The 19,282-nt window shown below is 42.4% G+C and carries 15 protein-coding genes; 1 reads left to right on the top strand and 14 read right to left on the bottom strand.

From position 1 onward, the window contains the following. Positions 1-6: 6 nt before the first annotated feature. The 6 genes from CB4_RS11610 to CB4_RS11580 form a co-directional block, all read right to left on the bottom strand. On the bottom strand, positions 7-318 hold the full coding sequence (locus tag CB4_RS11610; protein WP_096465956.1) for a hypothetical protein: 312 nt from the start codon (positions 316-318) through the stop codon (positions 7-9). After that, complete coding sequence (locus CB4_RS11605; RefSeq protein WP_096465955.1) at positions 315-1,091, bottom strand: hypothetical protein; 777 nt, start codon at positions 1,089-1,091, stop codon at positions 315-317. Before CB4_RS11605 ends, CB4_RS11610 begins: the two co-directional genes overlap by 4 nt. A gap of 298 nt (positions 1,092-1,389) precedes the next feature. Then, positions 1,390-1,644 carry a hypothetical protein gene (locus CB4_RS11595; RefSeq protein WP_096465953.1) on the bottom strand — a complete coding sequence of 85 codons (255 nt, stop codon included), beginning with the start codon at positions 1,642-1,644 and terminating at the stop codon, positions 1,390-1,392. Position 1,645: 1 nt separating this feature from the next. Continuing rightward, positions 1,646-2,497, bottom strand: a complete 852-nt coding sequence (locus CB4_RS11590) for a hypothetical protein (protein WP_096465952.1) — start codon at positions 2,495-2,497, stop codon at positions 1,646-1,648. An 11-nt stretch (positions 2,498-2,508) separates the two neighbouring features. Next, entirely contained in the window at positions 2,509-3,834 is a 1,326-nt protein-coding gene (locus tag CB4_RS11585; RefSeq protein ID WP_096465951.1) for a hypothetical protein, read from the bottom strand. A gap of 13 nt (positions 3,835-3,847) precedes the next feature. Further along, the gene (locus tag CB4_RS11580) at positions 3,848-4,894 is read right to left on the bottom strand and encodes a hypothetical protein (protein ID WP_096465950.1); all 1,047 of its coding nucleotides are present in this window, start codon (positions 4,892-4,894) and stop codon (positions 3,848-3,850) included. A 111-nt stretch (positions 4,895-5,005) separates the two neighbouring features. Here CB4_RS11580 and CB4_RS11575 point away from each other — a divergent pair, with 111 nt between their 5' ends. Beyond that, positions 5,006-5,581: a hypothetical protein gene (locus CB4_RS11575; RefSeq protein WP_096465949.1), complete on the top strand. Its 576-nt coding sequence runs from the start codon at positions 5,006-5,008 to the stop codon at positions 5,579-5,581. Between the two features lie 39 nt (positions 5,582-5,620). Here the strand turns inward: CB4_RS11575 and CB4_RS11570 are convergent, their stop codons facing one another. Genes CB4_RS11570 through CB4_RS11535 form a run of 8 tightly spaced genes read right to left on the bottom strand, consistent with a single transcriptional unit; the run spans position 5,621 to position 19,282 of the window. Next, on the bottom strand, positions 5,621-7,336 hold the full coding sequence (locus CB4_RS11570) for a hypothetical protein (RefSeq protein WP_096465948.1): 1,716 nt from the start codon (positions 7,334-7,336) through the stop codon (positions 5,621-5,623). 13 nt (positions 7,337-7,349) lie between these two features. Then, positions 7,350-10,064 carry a hypothetical protein gene (locus CB4_RS11565; protein WP_096465947.1) on the bottom strand — a complete coding sequence of 905 codons (2,715 nt, stop codon included), beginning with the start codon at positions 10,062-10,064 and terminating at the stop codon, positions 7,350-7,352. Positions 10,065-10,082: 18 nt separating this feature from the next. Further along, on the bottom strand, positions 10,083-11,873 hold the full coding sequence (locus CB4_RS11560; protein WP_096465946.1) for a hypothetical protein: 1,791 nt from the start codon (positions 11,871-11,873) through the stop codon (positions 10,083-10,085). A 17-nt stretch (positions 11,874-11,890) separates the two neighbouring features. Continuing rightward, positions 11,891-13,486 (bottom strand): hypothetical protein, encoded by a 1,596-nt coding sequence (locus tag CB4_RS11555; RefSeq protein ID WP_096465945.1) that lies wholly within the window; start codon positions 13,484-13,486, stop codon positions 11,891-11,893. 12 nt (positions 13,487-13,498) lie between these two features. Further along, positions 13,499-14,776 carry a hypothetical protein gene (locus CB4_RS11550; protein WP_096465944.1) on the bottom strand — a complete coding sequence of 426 codons (1,278 nt, stop codon included), beginning with the start codon at positions 14,774-14,776 and terminating at the stop codon, positions 13,499-13,501. Positions 14,777-14,784: 8 nt separating this feature from the next. Next, entirely contained in the window at positions 14,785-15,198 is a 414-nt protein-coding gene (locus tag CB4_RS11545; protein WP_096465943.1) for a hypothetical protein, read from the bottom strand. Continuing rightward, entirely contained in the window at positions 15,176-15,622 is a 447-nt protein-coding gene (locus CB4_RS11540) for a hypothetical protein (protein ID WP_096465942.1), read from the bottom strand. The genes CB4_RS11545 and CB4_RS11540 overlap by 23 nt, the downstream gene beginning before the upstream one ends. Positions 15,623-15,667: 45 nt before the next feature. Beyond that, a complete protein-coding gene (locus CB4_RS11535; RefSeq protein ID WP_096465941.1) occupies positions 15,668-19,282 on the bottom strand; it encodes a peptidoglycan DD-metalloendopeptidase family protein in 3,615 nt (1,204 codons plus the stop codon).

Genomic DNA, 19,282 nt, shown 5'->3' with positions numbered 1-19,282 from the left:
TCAAATTCAATTATTCCCGTATATTTGTCCTTCTACCACCCGTTGTACTGCTTCACGATACTTATCAGGTACATCATCAATATGCAGGGCTTCATTCGATACTGCCAATGTGTATTTGTATAGCTCATATGCGTCTATAGATAGTATCTCTCCTACTTGTAAGTCTGTATCTAGCGTTATCGTATAATCAACTTGCGTGTTGTTAATACCACTAATAGAGGCATTTGCACCAATAACACTATCTGGTAGTGTCTTTTTTACATGGTCAATAATTAAAACGACTTCCCTTGTATCAACTCTAAATATAATACCTTTCATGTTCGAATCACACCACCTGCCTCTGTTAATTCTGCCGCTATGAGGTATTCTGGCTGTGTCCCTAACTTCACTACAGTTGCCCCTGTAAAAGAAGATAACGCATAATGATTAGCAATCCCTATATTGTTTTTACTTAGGACGATAGCACACTGTTTTGCTATTACTGCTCGTTCTTTATTCGAAAACTCACAAGAATCAGTGGTTACATTTGAATATAACACTTCAACACCACATCCACCTACGCTTATTGGAGTTACTGCACTACATCCGTATAATTTCACAGACATAGATGCTGTAACATAGAAAGCGGTACCGTCACCAATATTCGCCCGTATTCCAGTAACCTGAACAGGTATCGAAACGTTGTGAATAGATACCTGCTTGACAACATAATTTTGCGATTCTTCTACCTCTTTCCCTCCACATATTTTAATAGTACCTTTACCACTTATTCCACTTAGTGTAATCACTTCATCTGATTTATGTCCGTGTACAACATGAATCATAACTGTATGGTTTACGATCTGTGGAATCTTGGCAATAGCAGCTCCTATTGTCTGTAATGCCGTTTCTGGTGCTATACCATCATTGGTATCGTTTCCTGTCACTGCATCAATATATAATGACACATCACCCGTTGTCGCATGTTCATAACTAAGTGAAGCTTTATTATCTAGTAATATATCTACCGTATTTTTTCTGTAATAAATATCATCATGATTATGTGGACTAGTACCTACACTACTACCGGAAGGCAGTTTAATCGGATACATCTTACCATCTCCTTACATGTACCTGTCTAACTCTCCACGTACTTGTACAATTTGTACCTCTGTGCCTGTATCGCTGATTACGTGCAAGGACAGCCATGTTGCTTTAGGTGAATACGTCATCCCAAATCCACTAGGGATTTTCACACAGTTTTCTCCATTTACTGTAGCTACACCATCGCGTCTGAAATATAAATTTCCATCTCCCAAGTTATGAACCTCTACTTTATGTTGAGGCTTGGTATACGCGAATACGCGTTCTATGTTAGGGGATAGTGTGATTCGTTTTACTTCTTCCAAATCAATCACTTCCTTTGGTCCAACTTATTTCAAGCGGAAACTGACGTGGTGGTTTATACATGTTTTCGCAGGTGTTTTCTTCGATCAGCAATCCACCCGTAAAAATACGAGCAGGCGGGGAGGAAGCTAATAAAATATCATCTTCATTATCTTCCTCAATAAGAATACCTTCTGCAAGAGTACGCGATGGAGGTGGCGATGCGAGAAGTAAATCTTCACCATTCTCATCTAAAATAAGCCCATTAAACGTAGCCATGCTACACCTCGAACGCTAAAAAAGTGATGTACTCAGCTACCGTAGATGTCCGAAAGAAGCCATAACTTCCTGTCATCATGGCAAGATAAAAACTTCTTGTTCCAATCTTCACTATATCTCCATGTAATGCTCCTTTGGCATAGATAATATACAATCCCGTTAGCTTACCACGTAAATCATTGTTGCCATCTTTTACGTAGTGAGGTGTAAATACATAGTTTCCTTGGGGACTCGGACTTTTTGTGATATCTGTATAACTTCCCCCTATATAAGTAGGAGAGCAATAAATGGTATCGCTAGATGTTATCCTTCCATCTAAAGCATCACTAATATCTCCGTAATAATTTGAATAACTATAATTACCACCGGCTAACAAACACAAAGATTTACTACCAGGTTCGTTATGGTACATAACGTCTGGTGAACCTAGATAAATAACACCGTTGTACATCGTTACATCTAAATAAGTAGCTTCACAATAGAATATTAACCTGTCTTTATTGGCATGGTACTTGTAAGACACTTGATTTGATTGAGGATAAGAACTTGCGAAAGCGTTGGAGAAAAACCTGCAACTTCTCCATCCTGCTGTTGTTCGTTGTATAGTTCCCCCTCCCCCCGCTGCACCTGGAGTATAATCAGCAATAAATCTGTAACCTACATTACTGTTCGAATCTTTCCTTAGTTGAATAATTAATCGTTTATTACCCTGCCCACCAGAAGAATACCATACTTCGTAGTCAGTTGCTGGTTTAGAACTAATATTTTGCCAACCTGCCGCCGCCAATAGTCCTGTAAATGTTTCGTAAATATTAGACACTAAACAAGTCCCCGAAAGAAATTTATATCCCATTCTCCCACCCCTTAAATTAATTGAACAATTTTTATTACAAAACTGATCGTATCGCTGATTCCGCCCTTATTTTCAATCTGAAGATGTAGCTTATTTTCATTTGTTTTGTCAATGTATGGAACAAGAGCAATATCCTCAACTTCGGTAGTTTGATTACTACGATAAACAGGAAGCGTCCCATCTGATTTTTCATTAATCTGTATAACAATCGAAGAATTTTTTGTTCCTTTTGCCCACACTGTACGAATATCGAATTTCCCAAATGAAGTAGGAAATGACTGCTGAACTGTTCCTCCAGCAGGTACAGCCACAGTGCCGGTGATTTCTTCTAGCTTTGGCACACCACCGCCCCCGTTTTCAAAATTATTTAACCGTAGTTCTAATGCTTGCAAGTCCTCTGTGTTTGCATAACTTGCTGGGTCCAAACTATCTAGCTTCTGTTTGTCGATAGTACTCATAAAGCCGTTTGATGTATGAGAAGCAAGACTATGGGAATGTACTTTCGTTGCATACTTGCTATCTGCCTCTACTTTTACGCTTTGTATCTCCGCCTGTAGCTCTGTGTCCTTAACAAAATTACCAGCTTCTACATTTGGCAATCCATCAAGTTTTTGCTTATCTTCTGGACTCATAAGACCACTTGAGAACTGAGTAACAAGTGTATGTGTATGGTATTTTGCCGCATATTTCTCATCTGCTTTTGCTTCTGAGATACCTATAACCAATTCATCTAACTTACGTTTATCCTGCAATGAAAGTAGTCCATCATTATACTGTGTCGCTACATCTCTATTCGCCTTTGCATTCCAATACTGAATCTGACTATCCGTTACATGTCGAAAGTATTCATTATCTGGATGACGATACACTTCAATGTCCTGTCCATCTACTCGAATGTATCCATTGTATAGCGAATCTTCGACAGCACTTCCTCCACCACCACGAATAACACGAATCGTTCCATCCTGCTGTACTTCAATGTCACCACCAGACTTTATTCCGCCAAGTGTATATTGGGTTGCCATCGGTAGTATGTATGGAGCAGGAATGTGTGGTTTGTTGTACACTCCGGACCAATCTACACTGTATGCCCAGTCAGCTATTTCCGCATAATCTACTTTCCCATCTGCATTTCGATCATACTGTGACCTTTTCATATCTCCTGTTCCAATAATACCTAGACGGCTCTCTATCTCATCTAAGCGCTCATCCAGCGACCGATGTGGTGCATCATATGTCCGGTACTGCCGCGCTCGTATAATCTCATCTTCTAATGCTGAAATACGTGGGTCTAGTGGAGGAGTCACTGTTTTTCTTCGTAAACTCATTCGTGTCACAAGCAACTGCCCCCTAATCGTGTGTAATATCTAACTTAAACTGTAGTGGATTAAAACCAAAATAATCCCGCGCCCGCTCAATCCGTAGCCAGAAATCTTTCGTTTCATCGCCTGATATCTGCGAGAACGCTACATCTCCTCGATACTCTCCCGGTAAACCATTCATATCTTCTGCTAGGATAATCCATTGGTATGCCACGTCTGATTCGTGCTGTGATGCCTTTACTTTTATATTATGCAGATTATTATCACTCGAATTAACGAGCTGTAGTTTCATCTCTACATCCCTATTTCGGAAATACCCCCAGTCAGAAAAGTCGATCCGGTTCAGTTCTACCCCATCCCGATAGATTTTCAATGGAGTTGTCGCATACAAATACATGTCCCCACCGTAAAATGTAGTTGCGATTGTTTGGGTTTCTCCCTCTTCTATAACCTTGATCTCCCCCTCGAACACCGCAAGCGGCAAACGAATATTCACACCGCTATAACCATCTGGCACAACATGCGTTTCAACCACGGCCCCGTTTTTATCCTTCAACGTCACTATAGAATCAGCCATCAGATTTCCGACTCCTACATACTCGCCACGGCACACCGTTACTCTCGTTATATCAAGTGGAACGCCGCTTTCTCCTTGCAACGTTACGCCTATTTTATTAGCATCCAACTCCCCGGTATCGAAGTACTCCCAATCTTGATTAATACGTGCATAGAAATCCCACTGTAGCCCGTACTTCACCGCTCGCCATCGGGAATAGTCACCATGACTTGTATCCACGCTTTCGAGAAATTCCAGACACTCATCCGGCGACTTCCAGATGATTAGGCCACCCATATCACCAGAATCTACCGGCCCATAGCTTGCTTCCACCTCCAATACCAACTCTGATTCGTTGTGTGGTAAATTAAGTAGCATCATCGTTCCTGATCGACTGTGAGACAAGCGTACCAGGTCTGTATGAAGCCGTACTGCTGATGGAACGCTGTATATCCAGTCGTTTTTCATCGCTTGGAACGTATCATCAAAAATTAAACCACTTCTATATTTATAAAGCATCTCCTTCACCTACCTTATACAAACTTTACCAAAAAACAAGTGACTTTCTACTTGTCCCATATATACAATAGAATCAATACAAACATATATTGTAAAAAGGGAGAGGGAAGCATGAAAAAGTTTATTGCTGCTACAGTAACGGCAGCCACTCTAGTATTAGCTCCTGTTGCCGTATTTGCTGATAGTATCGCTGATATTAAGGCATTAGCAGAGAAAGATGGGTTAAAAGTTACGGAAACGAGTACGCAAATTATTATTACCAAGCCGAAAACGACTCCTACAACACCATCTACACCAACGACTCCGACTACTCCATCGACCACAACTCAGCCGAAAGATGATACGAAAACGGAAAATGCAGATTTTAGACTAGCAGTTGATCCAATTGAAAGAAGTATCGGCAAGGATAAAGTTGTTCAAAGTAAGATTGACATAGATGCTGTGTATGGCTCAAAACCTATTAAAATTACTGATAAAGTCGTATGGGAAATCCCAAAAGGAACGCCAATCTCCGTTGATAAAAATGGCATCATCACCGCTACAAAAAATGGGGAGTATCCCGTAACCATTTCGTACAATGGAAAATACATGGACTTGAAACTAAAGGTGACAGGTTACCAATTGAAAAATGGAAAGCATAGCGCTTATGTTACTCTTAATGGAGGAAGCGCGACTAAAACAAGATAAGTAAAGTGAAGGACTCTCAGCCAGAGTCCTTCTTTCGTTCTAGTGACCAAGCTTATCATCTAGATTATTTCTGAACTCATCGGAGTAGATAGGTAATGGTATCACGCCATCATGCGGTCGTTCCTCAACCTTAATATCTCTATTTTCATCGACTATAATATCGAATATTGGAAGTACGCATCCTTTGTTGGCTCCTTCTCGATACAACCATTCTGGTTCTATTACCAGTCGTCCTTTTCGTTCTTTATTCTTTTTATCCCACACTACCATTTCGATTTTCACTCCATGACGCTCACGCAAATACAACACATTCTCAGCCTTCGCGTAGTTTTCCAGCGCTGCATAATTCGCCACGCCCACCGTCAAGACCCTACCATAGTTCCCTTTCACCGTAATTGTTTCCCGATAAGCGCTCCATGCCTTTTCTATATCTTCTGTTGTCCGATGGTTCGACCGATTATCTTTTACGAGACTCATTTTCAGCCAGTCATCTATCTGAACTACATTTGTCCCTATTTTCGCTGATGTAGTATAATCCAGTATCGAATCCGGGTTATATACGTATTGTCCGTCTACTTCCTCCGCTGATACCGCCCACAAGTCAAGGTCTACAAATGGATTTTTAGGGTCTGCCCGATCATCTGGAATGGTCCAGAACAAGTCAATATAGAAGTCATAGTCTCCTGCCGGTTCATCTGGTAATAGTGGATTATCCTTTATCCCACAGTCCACTTCAAAGTTTAATGTGATACTCCCATCCCTCTTCGGGTCTGTATCATCGTTTATCATGGCACCGAGCATAGATTCTGTCTTTTCCTCTATCGCATCGAACTCTTCATACGTATGCGCTGTATCCCATGGTATTTCTGTGATCTCTGCCTTGTTCAGACTGGCTACTTTTGTCCATGGCATTGCTTTTTTGTTGTATCCCGAAAACGTTTCAATATAGCCCCCTACAATCTCAAGCGGTGCGCTGCTTTTGTTACGCCGGAAAACTGCCATAACCTCGCCTGATTCTGCTTTGAATAGCTTCACCTGTGGCTTATAGATGGACAGTCCCGTATTCCCAATCTCCACCAAGTTGCCAAATTGGTCCTCTTCTACCGTATGCATGACAAGTTCTTCCCCCATCTTCTGGGCGAATACGAATCGTCTAACCTGACATGTCGACTTACTCGTAACAGTAGCAAGTCGACACGGTACGTAGTCCACACAGAAGAAAAGGTATCGCAGCACTACTTCTGCATTTCCGCTTACTTCAATCGAAATACCGTTGAATGTGGATGGCTTAAGAATCGGGCGGTTAAAACGCTTCTCCGTGCCAATGTACAGTTCTGCCCGCTCTAAGCATGCCTGAAACAAGGTAAACGTTTTGAACCGACCTGGATGAATCCTAAGATCAATCCCGTTTAAGATGACCGTAGTAGGCGTAAAATTAAATACCGCTTCCAGCTCCCCATTTCCGATTCGGACTGTGGCCCCACCATCACTAGCAACTAGTGCCTTCAAATTAAACTCAATCGCAAATAAACGGTCTGGACGAAAAATATTTTTAAGCTCATACGTAAGACTGCCACATACTTTTCTCATAATAGGTGGCATCGTATTGTTGCTTTCCCATACGCACCAGGTTTTTAAAATAAGATTGCCTCTTGAATCTCTCCCAATGTAACTCGGATCAGCCTTTCCAAGTTGAAATGGCGGATCTTCTTTTTCCAGCCACTGTCCACCACCATACATATAATCCCATCGCATACATATCATCTCCTTATCTTGTTTTCTTCCAATTCCACCCGTTCCAGAAATTCGGTTTACCCATGATAAGCCAAATTCTCCGCTTCTCCTGCGGTTCTGAGTCTGGATCAGGTATCTCTTCCATTCTTTCTCCTTCTCCTAAGAACCATATCTTAATCTTATTGGAGCCAAGTTCAGCTTCACTAAATTTTATTTCTCTCCCGTCAACCGCTGTAACGATACCGTTGTGCATCTTTTGATCTTCTACAGCTATGACGACTCCCATGAACATCGAGGTATCGTGTGACATTGTTGTGTCGATATATAGAACATTAGCCATCTCCCCATGAGACATAATTGTATCCATCAGAGAAGGTAAAACTTGTCTTATTTCTTCCATCACCCCAACTATCGGTTTAATAATGACTTGATCTTGCGTAATTTCACACGTAGCAGACAGGACAACGGATTCTGTCTTTAGTTTTTCATCTCCCTGATGCATGGTATCAAGAAAATGAGCGCTAGCCTTTTCTTCTGCGTGTACATGTATTCCAGGCGAAGCTGATGATGAAGAAAACGTTTCATCTCCTGCAAATACTTCTCCTACCAATATCCCTACATTCCCCATATCCGCTCGATGTAAGAGCGTATCGAACATACCAGGATAAGCCTGTTCACTTTTATCCCAAACCACATCAACCATATTGAAATAAGCCTGCTCGCTTTTGCCATGAACCGCATCTGTCAGAGAACTGTGCGCCTGCGTATTCTTCTGCTCAATTGAATCTATAGCTTTTATTTTGCTTATCTGTTCATCTTTCTGTATGAAAGTGTAAACCTCCATATGAATATCTGCCATTTCTGTGCTGCTAACGTCTATCCCATCCGAACCGTTCATACAAACCGTTTCTTCTGTCTTTTCAATCACATCATTTACTATTTTCCTCCTCATATCACACGCATTATCTACTTTTTCTCCTGTTATATCCTGTGATTTAACCTTGTCTACGTCCGACATAATTCCGACTTGCTCTTGCCTCGTACCGACTATCCGTACATTTTCGGTATTCATGCTATCCTGCACTTTACTAACGGATGGTATATTTTTTTCCTCGCTAGCTTCATTCTCTAATACGGTCCACCCTTGTTCCTCATCACGTATAACAGAGTCCCCCGTGCTAATCGTAGAGTTAATAAGTCGTGCATAAGCAGTACCATTTATTGCGCTATCCCCCGCCATGCTATCATCCAAATTCGTTCGGACAGCTTCTCTCTCAGCAACAAAGAAACGATGACTCTGACTGCAAAATGTATCCTTTACATCTCCTATTTCAGTTATTTGTTCATCATTCCTAATCTGTACTGCTTCTTGTAAGGATACATCAACTTTGTGTATATCTTTTTCACATCCATTTTGGATCGCATCGCCGTAACCTTGTTCATTTTTACTTTCCTCGCCAGCAACGTCATGTAAGCTGGATTCTTGAATTAAATTCTCTACCCCGACAGTTCCTAACCTACTGAGTGCTTCATTGTCATCATGTACGATTACTTCTGCTCCTATGATTGTTCCAACTTCTCCTGCATGAAAAATAGCCTGTTCTATATCTGGTATATTCCCCTCTGTATCCCTAGTTATATGACCAACATATAGAACATTATTTCCTTCCCAAGATTTATTGGAAATCCCTTGATATTCTACCGTTGCTGCACCGTTTTCTATATCTGTGACTCTGCCCTGAGTCTCGTTCACCGGAACATCACGTAACTCTTTTTCATTTGCTTCATACATAGCAGTTATAACGCCGCTTTGACCGCCCTCTTCCGTTCCAATCTCCCCATACGATACCGCATGATCTTGCGCCTTCTCTACCGTATCAGCAATACGGTTAATTAAAAAATCATTAGAATATTGAGGAGACATGACATGCTGCGGTTTTGCTGTTCTGGTATACCTATTGCTGCTTTCTATAGCTTCACCGTTCTCTTCGGCTTTAGCCAATCGTCTTTCTGCCTCTACTCCGATTGTGATCCGCTGTACCACTGCACTGCTCTGTTGTATCGGAAGTCCATGTTGACTATCCTGAATCCTACTATCATACAAATTTTTCGAGAATCCTGTTTGTTCCCCGTCACGTGCAGCTGTATGTATATGCTTTTCGATTCCATCACGGTAGTCTCGCTTCAGACTAAACGTAACGAGCGAATCATACCTACCACCTTGTTTTCGAGATTCACAAGACGTACAAACTTCTTTTTCAATTCCATCGCCTATACACATTGTTTTGGACACATCGACTTTAGGCGTTGTCGAGTCCATTACCGACTTGCCTACTAATCGTTTCCCATCCAATAAAGATACCTGACTATTCTGTATAACTTCTGCACCCACAATTTGTTCTGGTATACTATCGCCTATACTTTCCCTTTGTTTTGCCGAATCTTGACCGATCATTACGCCATCAAGGATTAATTCCAGTATAGTTGCTTGACTCTCTTTATGCTCAATCATACGCCGCATCCGCTTCCGAAGCATCATACCGCTACCTTTATTCTCAAACACCTTGCGTGTTGTGCGTTTTACAGGCGTGTACAGGTTTCTCTCCTCTAATGCGTTGTGCCTGTTTAATACATCAACTTGAACTGCATAACTTGCTACATTTACAGGATTCGCATTAAATTGAATGGAATATGATAGCCTGGCAAACGAAAGAGGAGAAGCCTGTACTAGATATGATACTTTATCCATCAGCTCCCCCTCCTTCTATCACGGTGTTAATTTCGTATTTGATTTTAACAAAGCCCATCCAATCGGATTGTATGGTGTTACATCTGGCAAACGAAACGGGGTAATTGGTGTAGTAGGCAGATTGAATACGTACGTCTGTTCAAACTTATAATCTGCGTACAATACCTGTCCCAGCTTCGGCGTTTTCTCTTTCCTAATAATCTTTATCATCTTCAATTCCTTGTCTTTATCAGGGTTAGGAGAACCATCAGGTTTCAGACCTTCCTCTGTATAAATCGCATACTCGCCATCCAATATCTCCGTACATTCCGTTTCTCCCGGCATCGCCCCCAATCGCAGACGTAGCGTTCCCTCTATCGGGGCGTGCCGCAGGTGAAAAATGTACGTCTCTCCGTCCCCTATACTGACCATTTCATTGTGAACATCTTCTACAATTTCAAGCTCTTCACTCTGTCCAATACCTTTAGGGTGTACCGCATACACTTCATCCAACACGCCGATTGTTCCATCATTACAGTGTGAAATTGCCATCGCAGAGACGTGATAACGATCTGTGTAAGCAGATGGATTGTATTTGTGCTCCGGGTCCGGTGCCGCCTTATCATCGAATGTGATAAATTGAAACACATGGCGCTGATAGTTGGCTCCGCCGATGGTACGATGTAGCATCACGCTATCATTTCCATTGGATGCCCACCCACCATGATCAATCACACCTATTTGTTCCTGAATAACTTTTGGAGCTGGAGCGCTTGGTCGTACAGAAAGTTTATCTGCTGTCAGTCCGCTTGACGGTGACAAAACACGAATCTCATCCTTCTCCGTTGTTCCAGTAATTAGTATACTGTTTAGTTGCGGCCATTTCCCCATTGTAATGAGCTTTCCAATATACAGTGGTACAAAATACGCCTTTTCAGGTCCCGGTGCTGGATCGACACGCAAATTCAAGGCAATGCGATTTTTTGTAATGTTTCCCCATACCGTAATTTCCGTATCCCGTCCCCATCCTGCTTCGTACTTGTCAATATACGTTGCAGTAGAGGGAAATGACGGATTGAGAAGTCGAATAAAATACATGGATTCTGCGTAATCTGGATCGTCCAGCAAGAACGAATTAATGACTGCTTCAAACACTTCATATCCATTATCCGGGTCAAATGATTTGATTGCTGTCATATCAACATCATACTGCGGGTCTTGTTTTGGATTGAACTCCACATCGGTAAATTCAGATTTTGTTGCTTTATCTACTTTCTTGACAATCACTTCATCTAGCAGGAAAAACCATGTTTTACGCGGAACATCCGGCGCATCAGGGTCAATACCGTATGTGACTTTGTATGCTTCAGTTCCTCCAATAATGGAGATAATTCCTCGTTTGCGGTCCTCTTCGTTTTCAATATAGTACCCTGCCGGATCTACCGGAACACCTGATTCATTGAATACCTTTACGTAAGGTAATGTAATCGGATAGACAGGTAGAAAGAATTTATCAATCAATGTACCTCCCGTTTCATCGAACGCTCTTTTCAGCGCTCCAAGCGGGGAAGTGTGCGAAATAATTTCTTCTTGTCCAAACCCCGGTAATGGTTCTCGGCCATGGGTATGAATCATTCCGAAGTGACGAATCACCCCGTCTGATCCTGTTGAACGAAACAGATGAACTCGTGCATAATCCTTTGCCTTTTTACCTGGGCCCGAGTCGAAATGGAGTCGATATCGAAAAATCGTCTCCCATCCCCAATCATTAAACAGACTCTCTAAGTTGTCCGGCAGCAACTGCATAAGGAACTTTTCTTTTACAAACATCTCCTCACATCTCCCATCTATTCCGTATCCTTAATTCCTACACCAACTGGACGGTAGGGTGTTCCTGGTCGTACAGTTAGAGGGGAAAGTCCATCAAATACATGCATTTTAAAATAGTCGTATTTATTACCAGACTCCACCGCAGCACATGGTTCTTTCTCCAATCGAATCCGTGTCGCCACCTTACCAACTGGTACCGATCCGATCGCATGACGTAAGAAACCGCGTTTTCCTTCCTCTGGATGGTCAATGTAGATTTTGGATACATGCGCACGATCCGTATAACGTGATGGTGTATGTTCGTAGTTATACGCTGGATTCATGTGGTTCTGCCATGCTCGTGGATAACCGCGCTCCATCTCTCGACTGAACTCTGTGCTGTACGTACCTGCACGTTTTGGCGGCATTTCATTTGGTACAGTATCCAAGGAGAGGTAGTACCCTTCGTAACGCCCGCCCGCTTTCGCCTTTCGCACGATACAATTATTCAATCCATTCCCTGGATGTCTTGCATAGTTTTTCAGAATAGGGAACATCGGCGGCGTTACGTACTTTTTGTCATCGTTATCAAAGTCATATCTCGGTATGTTTTCGAACTGTTCCACCTTGCTTTTTCCCACTAATGGCAACGCGCCAGCAAATAGAACTGTTACATCTCCCAACGGCTCAGAATCTACTTGCTCTCCATTTTCTCCTTCTTTTTTCAACGGTTCAAATGCTCCAAAGTATAGCGGAACCTTCGGAACAACATTGTCCTCCCATGCTGGCGTATTATCAGCTTGAAGCGAAAAGAACATACTGTAATTATCAATGAACCCAGTGAGTCGAATCTCTGAATCATACCACCAGTTTGTTTTTGTGTCCTCGATTTTATAGGATGGATTGTATTTACGTTCTAGCGGTGGCTCTGACCAGCGTAGTGTAGATTTTACGATAGGAGACTGCATACAATATGGCTCTGGCTCCAGAATCACAAAGTCAGCATTCTCATTGTACTGCGTTTTCCAGACTTCGATATCAACAGCGGCATTATTCATGGTTCGGCGATCAACAGCATCTACCGTTCCGTACCGCCAGTTATCCCACGGCATGATGCTCCATCCTTCATTTTCGATAGAAGGCATATGCTCACAGGTATAAAAGTAAATAGTAGACGCATCGTAGAATTTCGTTACTTTTGGCGGGTCATCTGTAGGTGACGGTTCAAGTGATTCGATCTTCTCTTGAACCATCTGTAAGAATGCAGCTGTTTCAGGACTGTCAAGGTCGTTTTTCGGTAGCTGCCCTTCCTTTTTCAGTTTTTCATACTCGTAGCAAACCGAACCAATGATCACAATGCCAAAGTACGCCTTGGGCAAATTTTCGTTTTTGAACACATAATGCTTTGCTACCGCTACATCAATAAGCGCTTGTGGTTCCGGAACAGAATCTGGTTTATTCGCATTTATCTCATCGTGTAGCGCCGATGAATCGTACACAGCCTTGTAAAATACTCGTTCCAGCTTCCATGTACTTCCTTCATATCCTGTAATCAGTTCCGTAAATCTCTCCTGAAAATACGGCTCTTTCAACCGTTTTGATTCCGGCATCATATGTGTATCATAGTGTGGCATCCTATCATCTCCTCACATTGTCATGTCACTACGCGAATGGAACGTTGTCCCCTTTCGCAACAATCCAATCCCTACGTACTGCGGATACATCTCTCCATTATCCAACGGTCTTACTAGCGGCGTATGTGGCGCATCGATAACTTGATACTGGTACACACCAGGACTATCCTTTCGACACGGATGTTCTGCAAGCAGTTTCTTTCCATTCGTCATCCCTGTTATCGGTGACACTACTACTACATCTGGCGGGTGCCCGTATACACCTTTATCCTTATCAAAAATATACAGCGGCGATGTTTGCGTATGCTCATCATACTTTGATGGATTCGGTTCAAAATGATAAGGATACGATTCGTGATCAATCGCCTTCCTATATTCATTATACGTTATTTCATCATGTGGAGGCGATATTTCAGGTATACGAAACCATTCCAGGTAATGTGCTTTATAATAGTAGCCATCAATACTTTCTTTGACAATTACACTTGTGATTCCATCACCACGATCTGATAACAGTATTTGATCCACTGGAACAATTGAATCTTTTGGGGTAACACGACATGATCCGGTAAACAGCGCCACATTTCCTCTCCACCCCTTCGGTAATTTCTTCTTGCTGGCTAATACAAAGTTACCGAAAAAAAGTGGTACATACGGAAAGTGCATATCTGTCCATTTTGGCGATACATCATATTGCAGCAGTATAAAAAAGTGTAAATCTGTACAATGGCCGATAACGTGAATCTCACTATCTGGCCACCAGTTAGTCTTTGTATCTTTTACTTTATACGCAGTATTATACGACTGTACTTCCGGTATCGAATCAATGTCCTTATATCCGATGTGTGCGATATAGGATTGGTGAATCCCCCCTGATGAGGAAACATCAAGAACACGTTGTAGAAAGTCACCCGATTCGATAAACGTTGCTTCTTGCTCCGCCCATTCAAAGTCATCGAGCATATACGTATACCATTCGAATTCTTTCGTATCAGCAGCACGACATACTTCTGCGAAAAGTAGTAAATCTACTATCCCCTCATCATCTACTGGAACACCTACTGTTACGCTACCTGTATAAGCTACTCCAACATAAGCACCTGCGGCGTTCCGAAATACATAGTGTCGCGCCACCTGTACAAGTGCTTCATCCGGCGGTGCATCAATCGGGAAGTCGTACACGATCTGATAAAATTCAAACACCTGCCAACCCTTACTTTTCAACTCTTCCGCAAGCCTTTGTCCAAAATCAGCATCTCTTACATAAAAATCAAGCCATTTCACCGTCATGTGATCACCTAGTCGATCAGAAACTGGTAATTGAACCAGACTTCTTTCGGCTCACCGCTTTGATTATCAAACACGAATTTCATTTCATCTCCGGTCAACACTGGTTTTACAACCATTAGATACATTCCTTCTGGCAAGTCCTTTGTATATATACTCTCAATAAACCGCTCTCCGTTAATCTCTACACTCCAGTTGTCTTTCGAGTCATACCTACTCGCTCCTACCGCGACACTTAACAGCTCCGCATCCATCGGCGGCGAGTATGTCATGCGATGTACACCGCTGATTCCCGGAACTTCCAAGCAAAAACCTTTTACAAACGGCTTTATTTTCGATGGAAAGAACGGCCAGCTTAATCGACCACCACTAAGTTCAGCTACCGTAAATTGGCTATTCGCGTTAATAATCTGTCTCTTCGTCAATCATATCCTCTCCTTCATCTTCCCAGTCATCAGGACCATACAAACACGTAACGTCTGCAAACTTCACTTCGTTTCTTTCTCCATAAAGCAACACAAGCTCATGTTGAAGAACTAATTCTCCCTCTTCATTCATCAGACTCGATATTACTCCGCTTAATCGCCATTTGTGATACGGTGAACTGTCGTCTCCATAAAGTAATCGCACACTCATCACATATCCATTTTCATACGTCTGAATGACTTGTGTAAGAAACGTCTTGGATGAATCATTTGGATGGTCCCGAATTAACTCAACCGATGGGATACCGTTAAAAAAGTCAATGCCATCTTCAGCATCTTTTACGTTGGACATCGCATCTTTAACCCCTGCTTTGATTAGATCAAGGACAGGATAAATCAGATAGTCATTCACAATACCGGCCACAAATACCACCTCGAAAGTAGAATATACAAAAAAGCAGACGCTATGTTACGCCTGCTTCGCTTCACTCGCGATCAATCTCGCATTATTTTTTGTTATCATCTCATTTGTTTCCATCCAAGTAAGGTCAAGTGTCTGCGTAAACTCCGCACCTTCTTTAAACGTAGTATGAATCCCCTTTATCGTAAAGTCACCCCGTGTACATGTTCGTACATCAGATATATGAATACAATCGAGTACGTCCAAATGAGGATGCGCTGGGATCGAGACTTGTAGTGTGCGGCACATACGTTTCATATCCCAGAATACACGGCGTGCATCTTCGTCTTTTTGTTCATCAGTCTTAGCCCACGACACTTCTAATACTGCGCTGCGCAACTCTCCTTTCAGCTCGAGCAGAATCTCTGGGTCAATGTAATGCCGCGCCTTACCTGTCCCATCTACTACAATCACATGCGACCTCGCCCGTGAGTAATCGATTGAAGAACTGACCGCACATAGATTCTCCATGTCTGTAAAACGTTCCACCACTGGAGAATCATACTCAACAGGCTCTGCTCGGAATGTTCCATATCGGTCACACCATGTCCGATAGTTTGTGTCCTTCGTGATTTCACGGATACATTCATTCACCTTGTATTTGAACGCCGAAAATGTAGTTGGGAGCTGATATAGCCCGTTCTTCCATCCATCTATCGTCTTGATGGTAGTAAGTGGAATTTCTGAGAAAGTATATTCCCCATTCTCTGCCGGATTCGCCTTGACCACCATTCGTTTTTCTGGTTTCACATCGATGTAATATGTTTCTTCGATGATAGAATCAGGATATATTCGATCTTCATATTGCTTTCTCCAACCAACAAGGCCGCCGACACGAATCAAGTCCTGTAAAATAGCTGACTTCAACCAATACGATGATAACCCAGCTGCTTCCTGTGCCGAAACAGTCGTCACACCTTGTCCATCCAGTTTTGCGGCTACATCTTTTTTAAACTTCTCCCATTTCGACGGATCGTCTACCCATGGTGCCGGACAATCTTTTCCCGTAATATCATGATGTCGCCATAGTTGTCCTGCTGTTAGGCCGTATTTTTTGCACAAATAGGCTGTCAAGTTGACTGCGTTCTGATATGTCGCTGCTGTAATTTGATTGTTGCTATCTACACACATCTCGATACCGAGTGTGGTTTCATTCGGGTGATTGCCCAAAGCATCCGTCACACCTGGTTGATAATGTTCAGCACCGCAATGATAAGCCTCCTCATCATCTGGGATGCATTGTACAATAGTTGAATCATCTACTACATAATTAGCAGATGCGTAACGGTCTGAAATATTATTGAAGTAGTTACGAATTTGCTCGGCGCTTTGTCCAGGACCTGCCGTGTAGTGAAGAACAATGCCTTTTACTCCTTTTAACTTTTTCCCTGAACGAGATTTTGGATTCATACGTAACAAATTCTGCTTGATATTAACAGATAAATTAGACGTGTTCCCACTCGGGACAGGTGCGGAGTCTGCCTTGAACACTGCTTCTGTGAATTGAGCATCTCCCTTCATTTTTTGATAAATACTCCACACATCTGGTGTCCATGTAGGATCGCCATTTTCATACGATATCCAAAGTTTCCTGATGTACTCGCGAGTAACTTCTCCTGTACCGCACACCTTTTTCATACGTTCGGCAACCGCTTTGCATTGAGCTTCGATTCCTGCGAATTGCGGAAGTTTTTTTGTTTTACTCGGCACTCCATATCCACAGATGTAATCTCCCCCAACCTCCCGACCTGCACCTGTTGTACCAAGTTCTGTTTCCTTTTGAGCAACAGCCAGAATCACAATCGGGTCCACACCATAATGCTTAGCCCACTTTTGAGCGTAGTAAATGATTTTTTTCAGTCGCGATAAATTATCAACATCCGTACCATCATTCAACGCTGCCGCTACATTCGCAACAGATGCATCGCTCGCTGAATAGCCATATTCCAAATCCTCTGTAACAACCTTTTCGATCAACCGCTTGTACATGTTCCGGCATGTTATGGTAATCGTTTCTTCCTCGCTATTACTATCTACTTTATCAATCAGCCCGGTAAACACTCGTATTGTGTGCCGACCATATCCCATATGAATACGAATCGGTGTATTCTCAGACAGTAGTCCCATGTGAACACCATTAGCCGTATAGGAAAATGGTGTTTCATAGCGAAGCTCTGGGAATAAACCTGTATCATACGTAGACGAATAAAAGCCTTTTGGATTCGACATGATAATTCTCGCCTCTGCTGCTTCCATCTCGAATTTGTCATCGATTTCTACTTCTTTCACATTATCCAATCGAATCGTTTCTGCTGGCACGAAATCACCGACCGGAAGCGAGATTTTCTCCCGCCGCGTAGGGTTAAATACGTTGGCTAACGAACGAGCAATCAAGGTTGGATCGTCTGATTCTGATTGAGATTGAGACTGACCAACAATTTCATTCACGTAGCGTACATTAATCGACTTGAAACCGAACCGTTTCAAAACTTTGTCTTGTGGATGAGAAGGACCATGCCAATATACTACGAACTGTATTTCTGTCTTCCCCGCTTCCAATAAAATATCTGATAACCGATCCACGGTCGCTCCCGGCTTAAACTTTTTCAAAACAGCTTTTGTTACTCCGTTAACCATGATAGAAAAAGAATCACCTGAGTCTGAAACAAAATTTGTGAGAAATGACACATCAAGTAGTGCGCGTTTCTCTAAATCAAGATTCAGTATCAACGGACGACCAACTGCGGTGCTTAGCCCCTCCTCCAGCATTTTTGCTGGATCAAATTCAAAGTAAATAACCGGAATACCCGTTACTTTTGGATTTAAACCCTTAAAATAAAAGTCTTCTTTACCAGGGAGTTTCAACTCCGGCATACTCGCCCATTTAGATAAATCAAACGTTGCTGAAAAAGCCATCGCCCCTAAACTAAACGTAATAGGCGTTTGTGTCACAACATCAGGTCCTGTGTTCTGCACGGGTGCAGGAACGGTCTGCTTCTTTTGCAGGTATGGCAACGGGTCACGGGCATAGCTAGTAGCTGGGTCTACTCCTTTATACAGTACTTCAAAGTGAAGATGCGGTTTCGTCGACTTTCCAGTACTCCCGACCGCACCAATTTCCTGCCCAGATTTCACAATGGTTCCCTCTTTTACATTGATGCAGTTATCACACATATGACCATAACGTGTATAATATCCATGCCCATGATCGATTATTACTGTATTACCATAGCCATTTTGCCATCCGGCTTTTTTGACCGTTCCACCCCACGCTGCTAGAATTGGTGTACCTTGTGGAGCACCAATATCTACCCCTGTATGCATTTTCCATACATGGTCAATCGGATGTAATCGCATCCCGAACTTCGATCCTACATCCGCAAGTGTTTTTCCTTTCACCGGAAACACAATTCCATCTGTCGGAATCGTTTCTCCTTCTCCTATGATACTACTATCCTGCACCGTCTTTACGTTTGGATCACCAACGAGATACTGAATCTCCTCTACACGCCCCGGTACAAATACCATTCGGTCTACTTCTACTATACACACAGGCATTTCATGCGGTCCGACTTTGACATGATTCTTAATAAGCTTTCTAAACTCATCTGAAATCGGCTGCAT

Origin of the sequence: Aneurinibacillus soli, from assembly GCF_002355375.1 — a bacterium.
Taxonomy (GTDB): Bacteria; Bacillota; Bacilli; order Aneurinibacillales; family Aneurinibacillaceae; genus Aneurinibacillus; species Aneurinibacillus soli.
Note: the sequence above shows the minus strand (reverse complement) of the source record. Positions and strands in the feature narration are given on the sequence as shown.

Coding starts and splice junctions, on each gene's coding strand:
- CB4_RS11535 (WP_096465941.1), bottom strand. CDS start 19,282: ATGCAGCCGATTTCAGATGAGTTTAGAAAGCTTATTAAGAATCATGTC.
- CB4_RS11560 (WP_096465946.1), bottom strand. CDS start 11,873: ATGTTTGTAAAAGAAAAGTTCCTTATGCAGTTGCTGCCGGACAACTTA.
- CB4_RS11595 (WP_096465953.1), bottom strand. CDS start 1,644: ATGGCTACGTTTAATGGGCTTATTTTAGATGAGAATGGTGAAGATTTA.
- CB4_RS11565 (WP_096465947.1), bottom strand. CDS start 10,064: ATGGATAAAGTATCATATCTAGTACAGGCTTCTCCTCTTTCGTTTGCC.
- CB4_RS11555 (WP_096465945.1), bottom strand. CDS start 13,486: ATGCCACACTATGATACACATATGATGCCGGAATCAAAACGGTTGAAA.
- CB4_RS11605 (WP_096465955.1), bottom strand. CDS start 1,091: ATGTATCCGATTAAACTGCCTTCCGGTAGTAGTGTAGGTACTAGTCCA.
- CB4_RS11575 (WP_096465949.1), top strand. CDS start 5,006: ATGAAAAAGTTTATTGCTGCTACAGTAACGGCAGCCACTCTAGTATTA.
- CB4_RS11590 (WP_096465952.1), bottom strand. CDS start 2,497: ATGGGATATAAATTTCTTTCGGGGACTTGTTTAGTGTCTAATATTTAC.
- CB4_RS11550 (WP_096465944.1), bottom strand. CDS start 14,776: ATGACGGTGAAATGGCTTGATTTTTATGTAAGAGATGCTGATTTTGGA.
- CB4_RS11580 (WP_096465950.1), bottom strand. CDS start 4,894: ATGCTTTATAAATATAGAAGTGGTTTAATTTTTGATGATACGTTCCAA.
- CB4_RS11610 (WP_096465956.1), bottom strand. CDS start 318: ATGAAAGGTATTATATTTAGAGTTGATACAAGGGAAGTCGTTTTAATT.
- CB4_RS11570 (WP_096465948.1), bottom strand. CDS start 7,336: ATGCGATGGGATTATATGTATGGTGGTGGACAGTGGCTGGAAAAAGAA.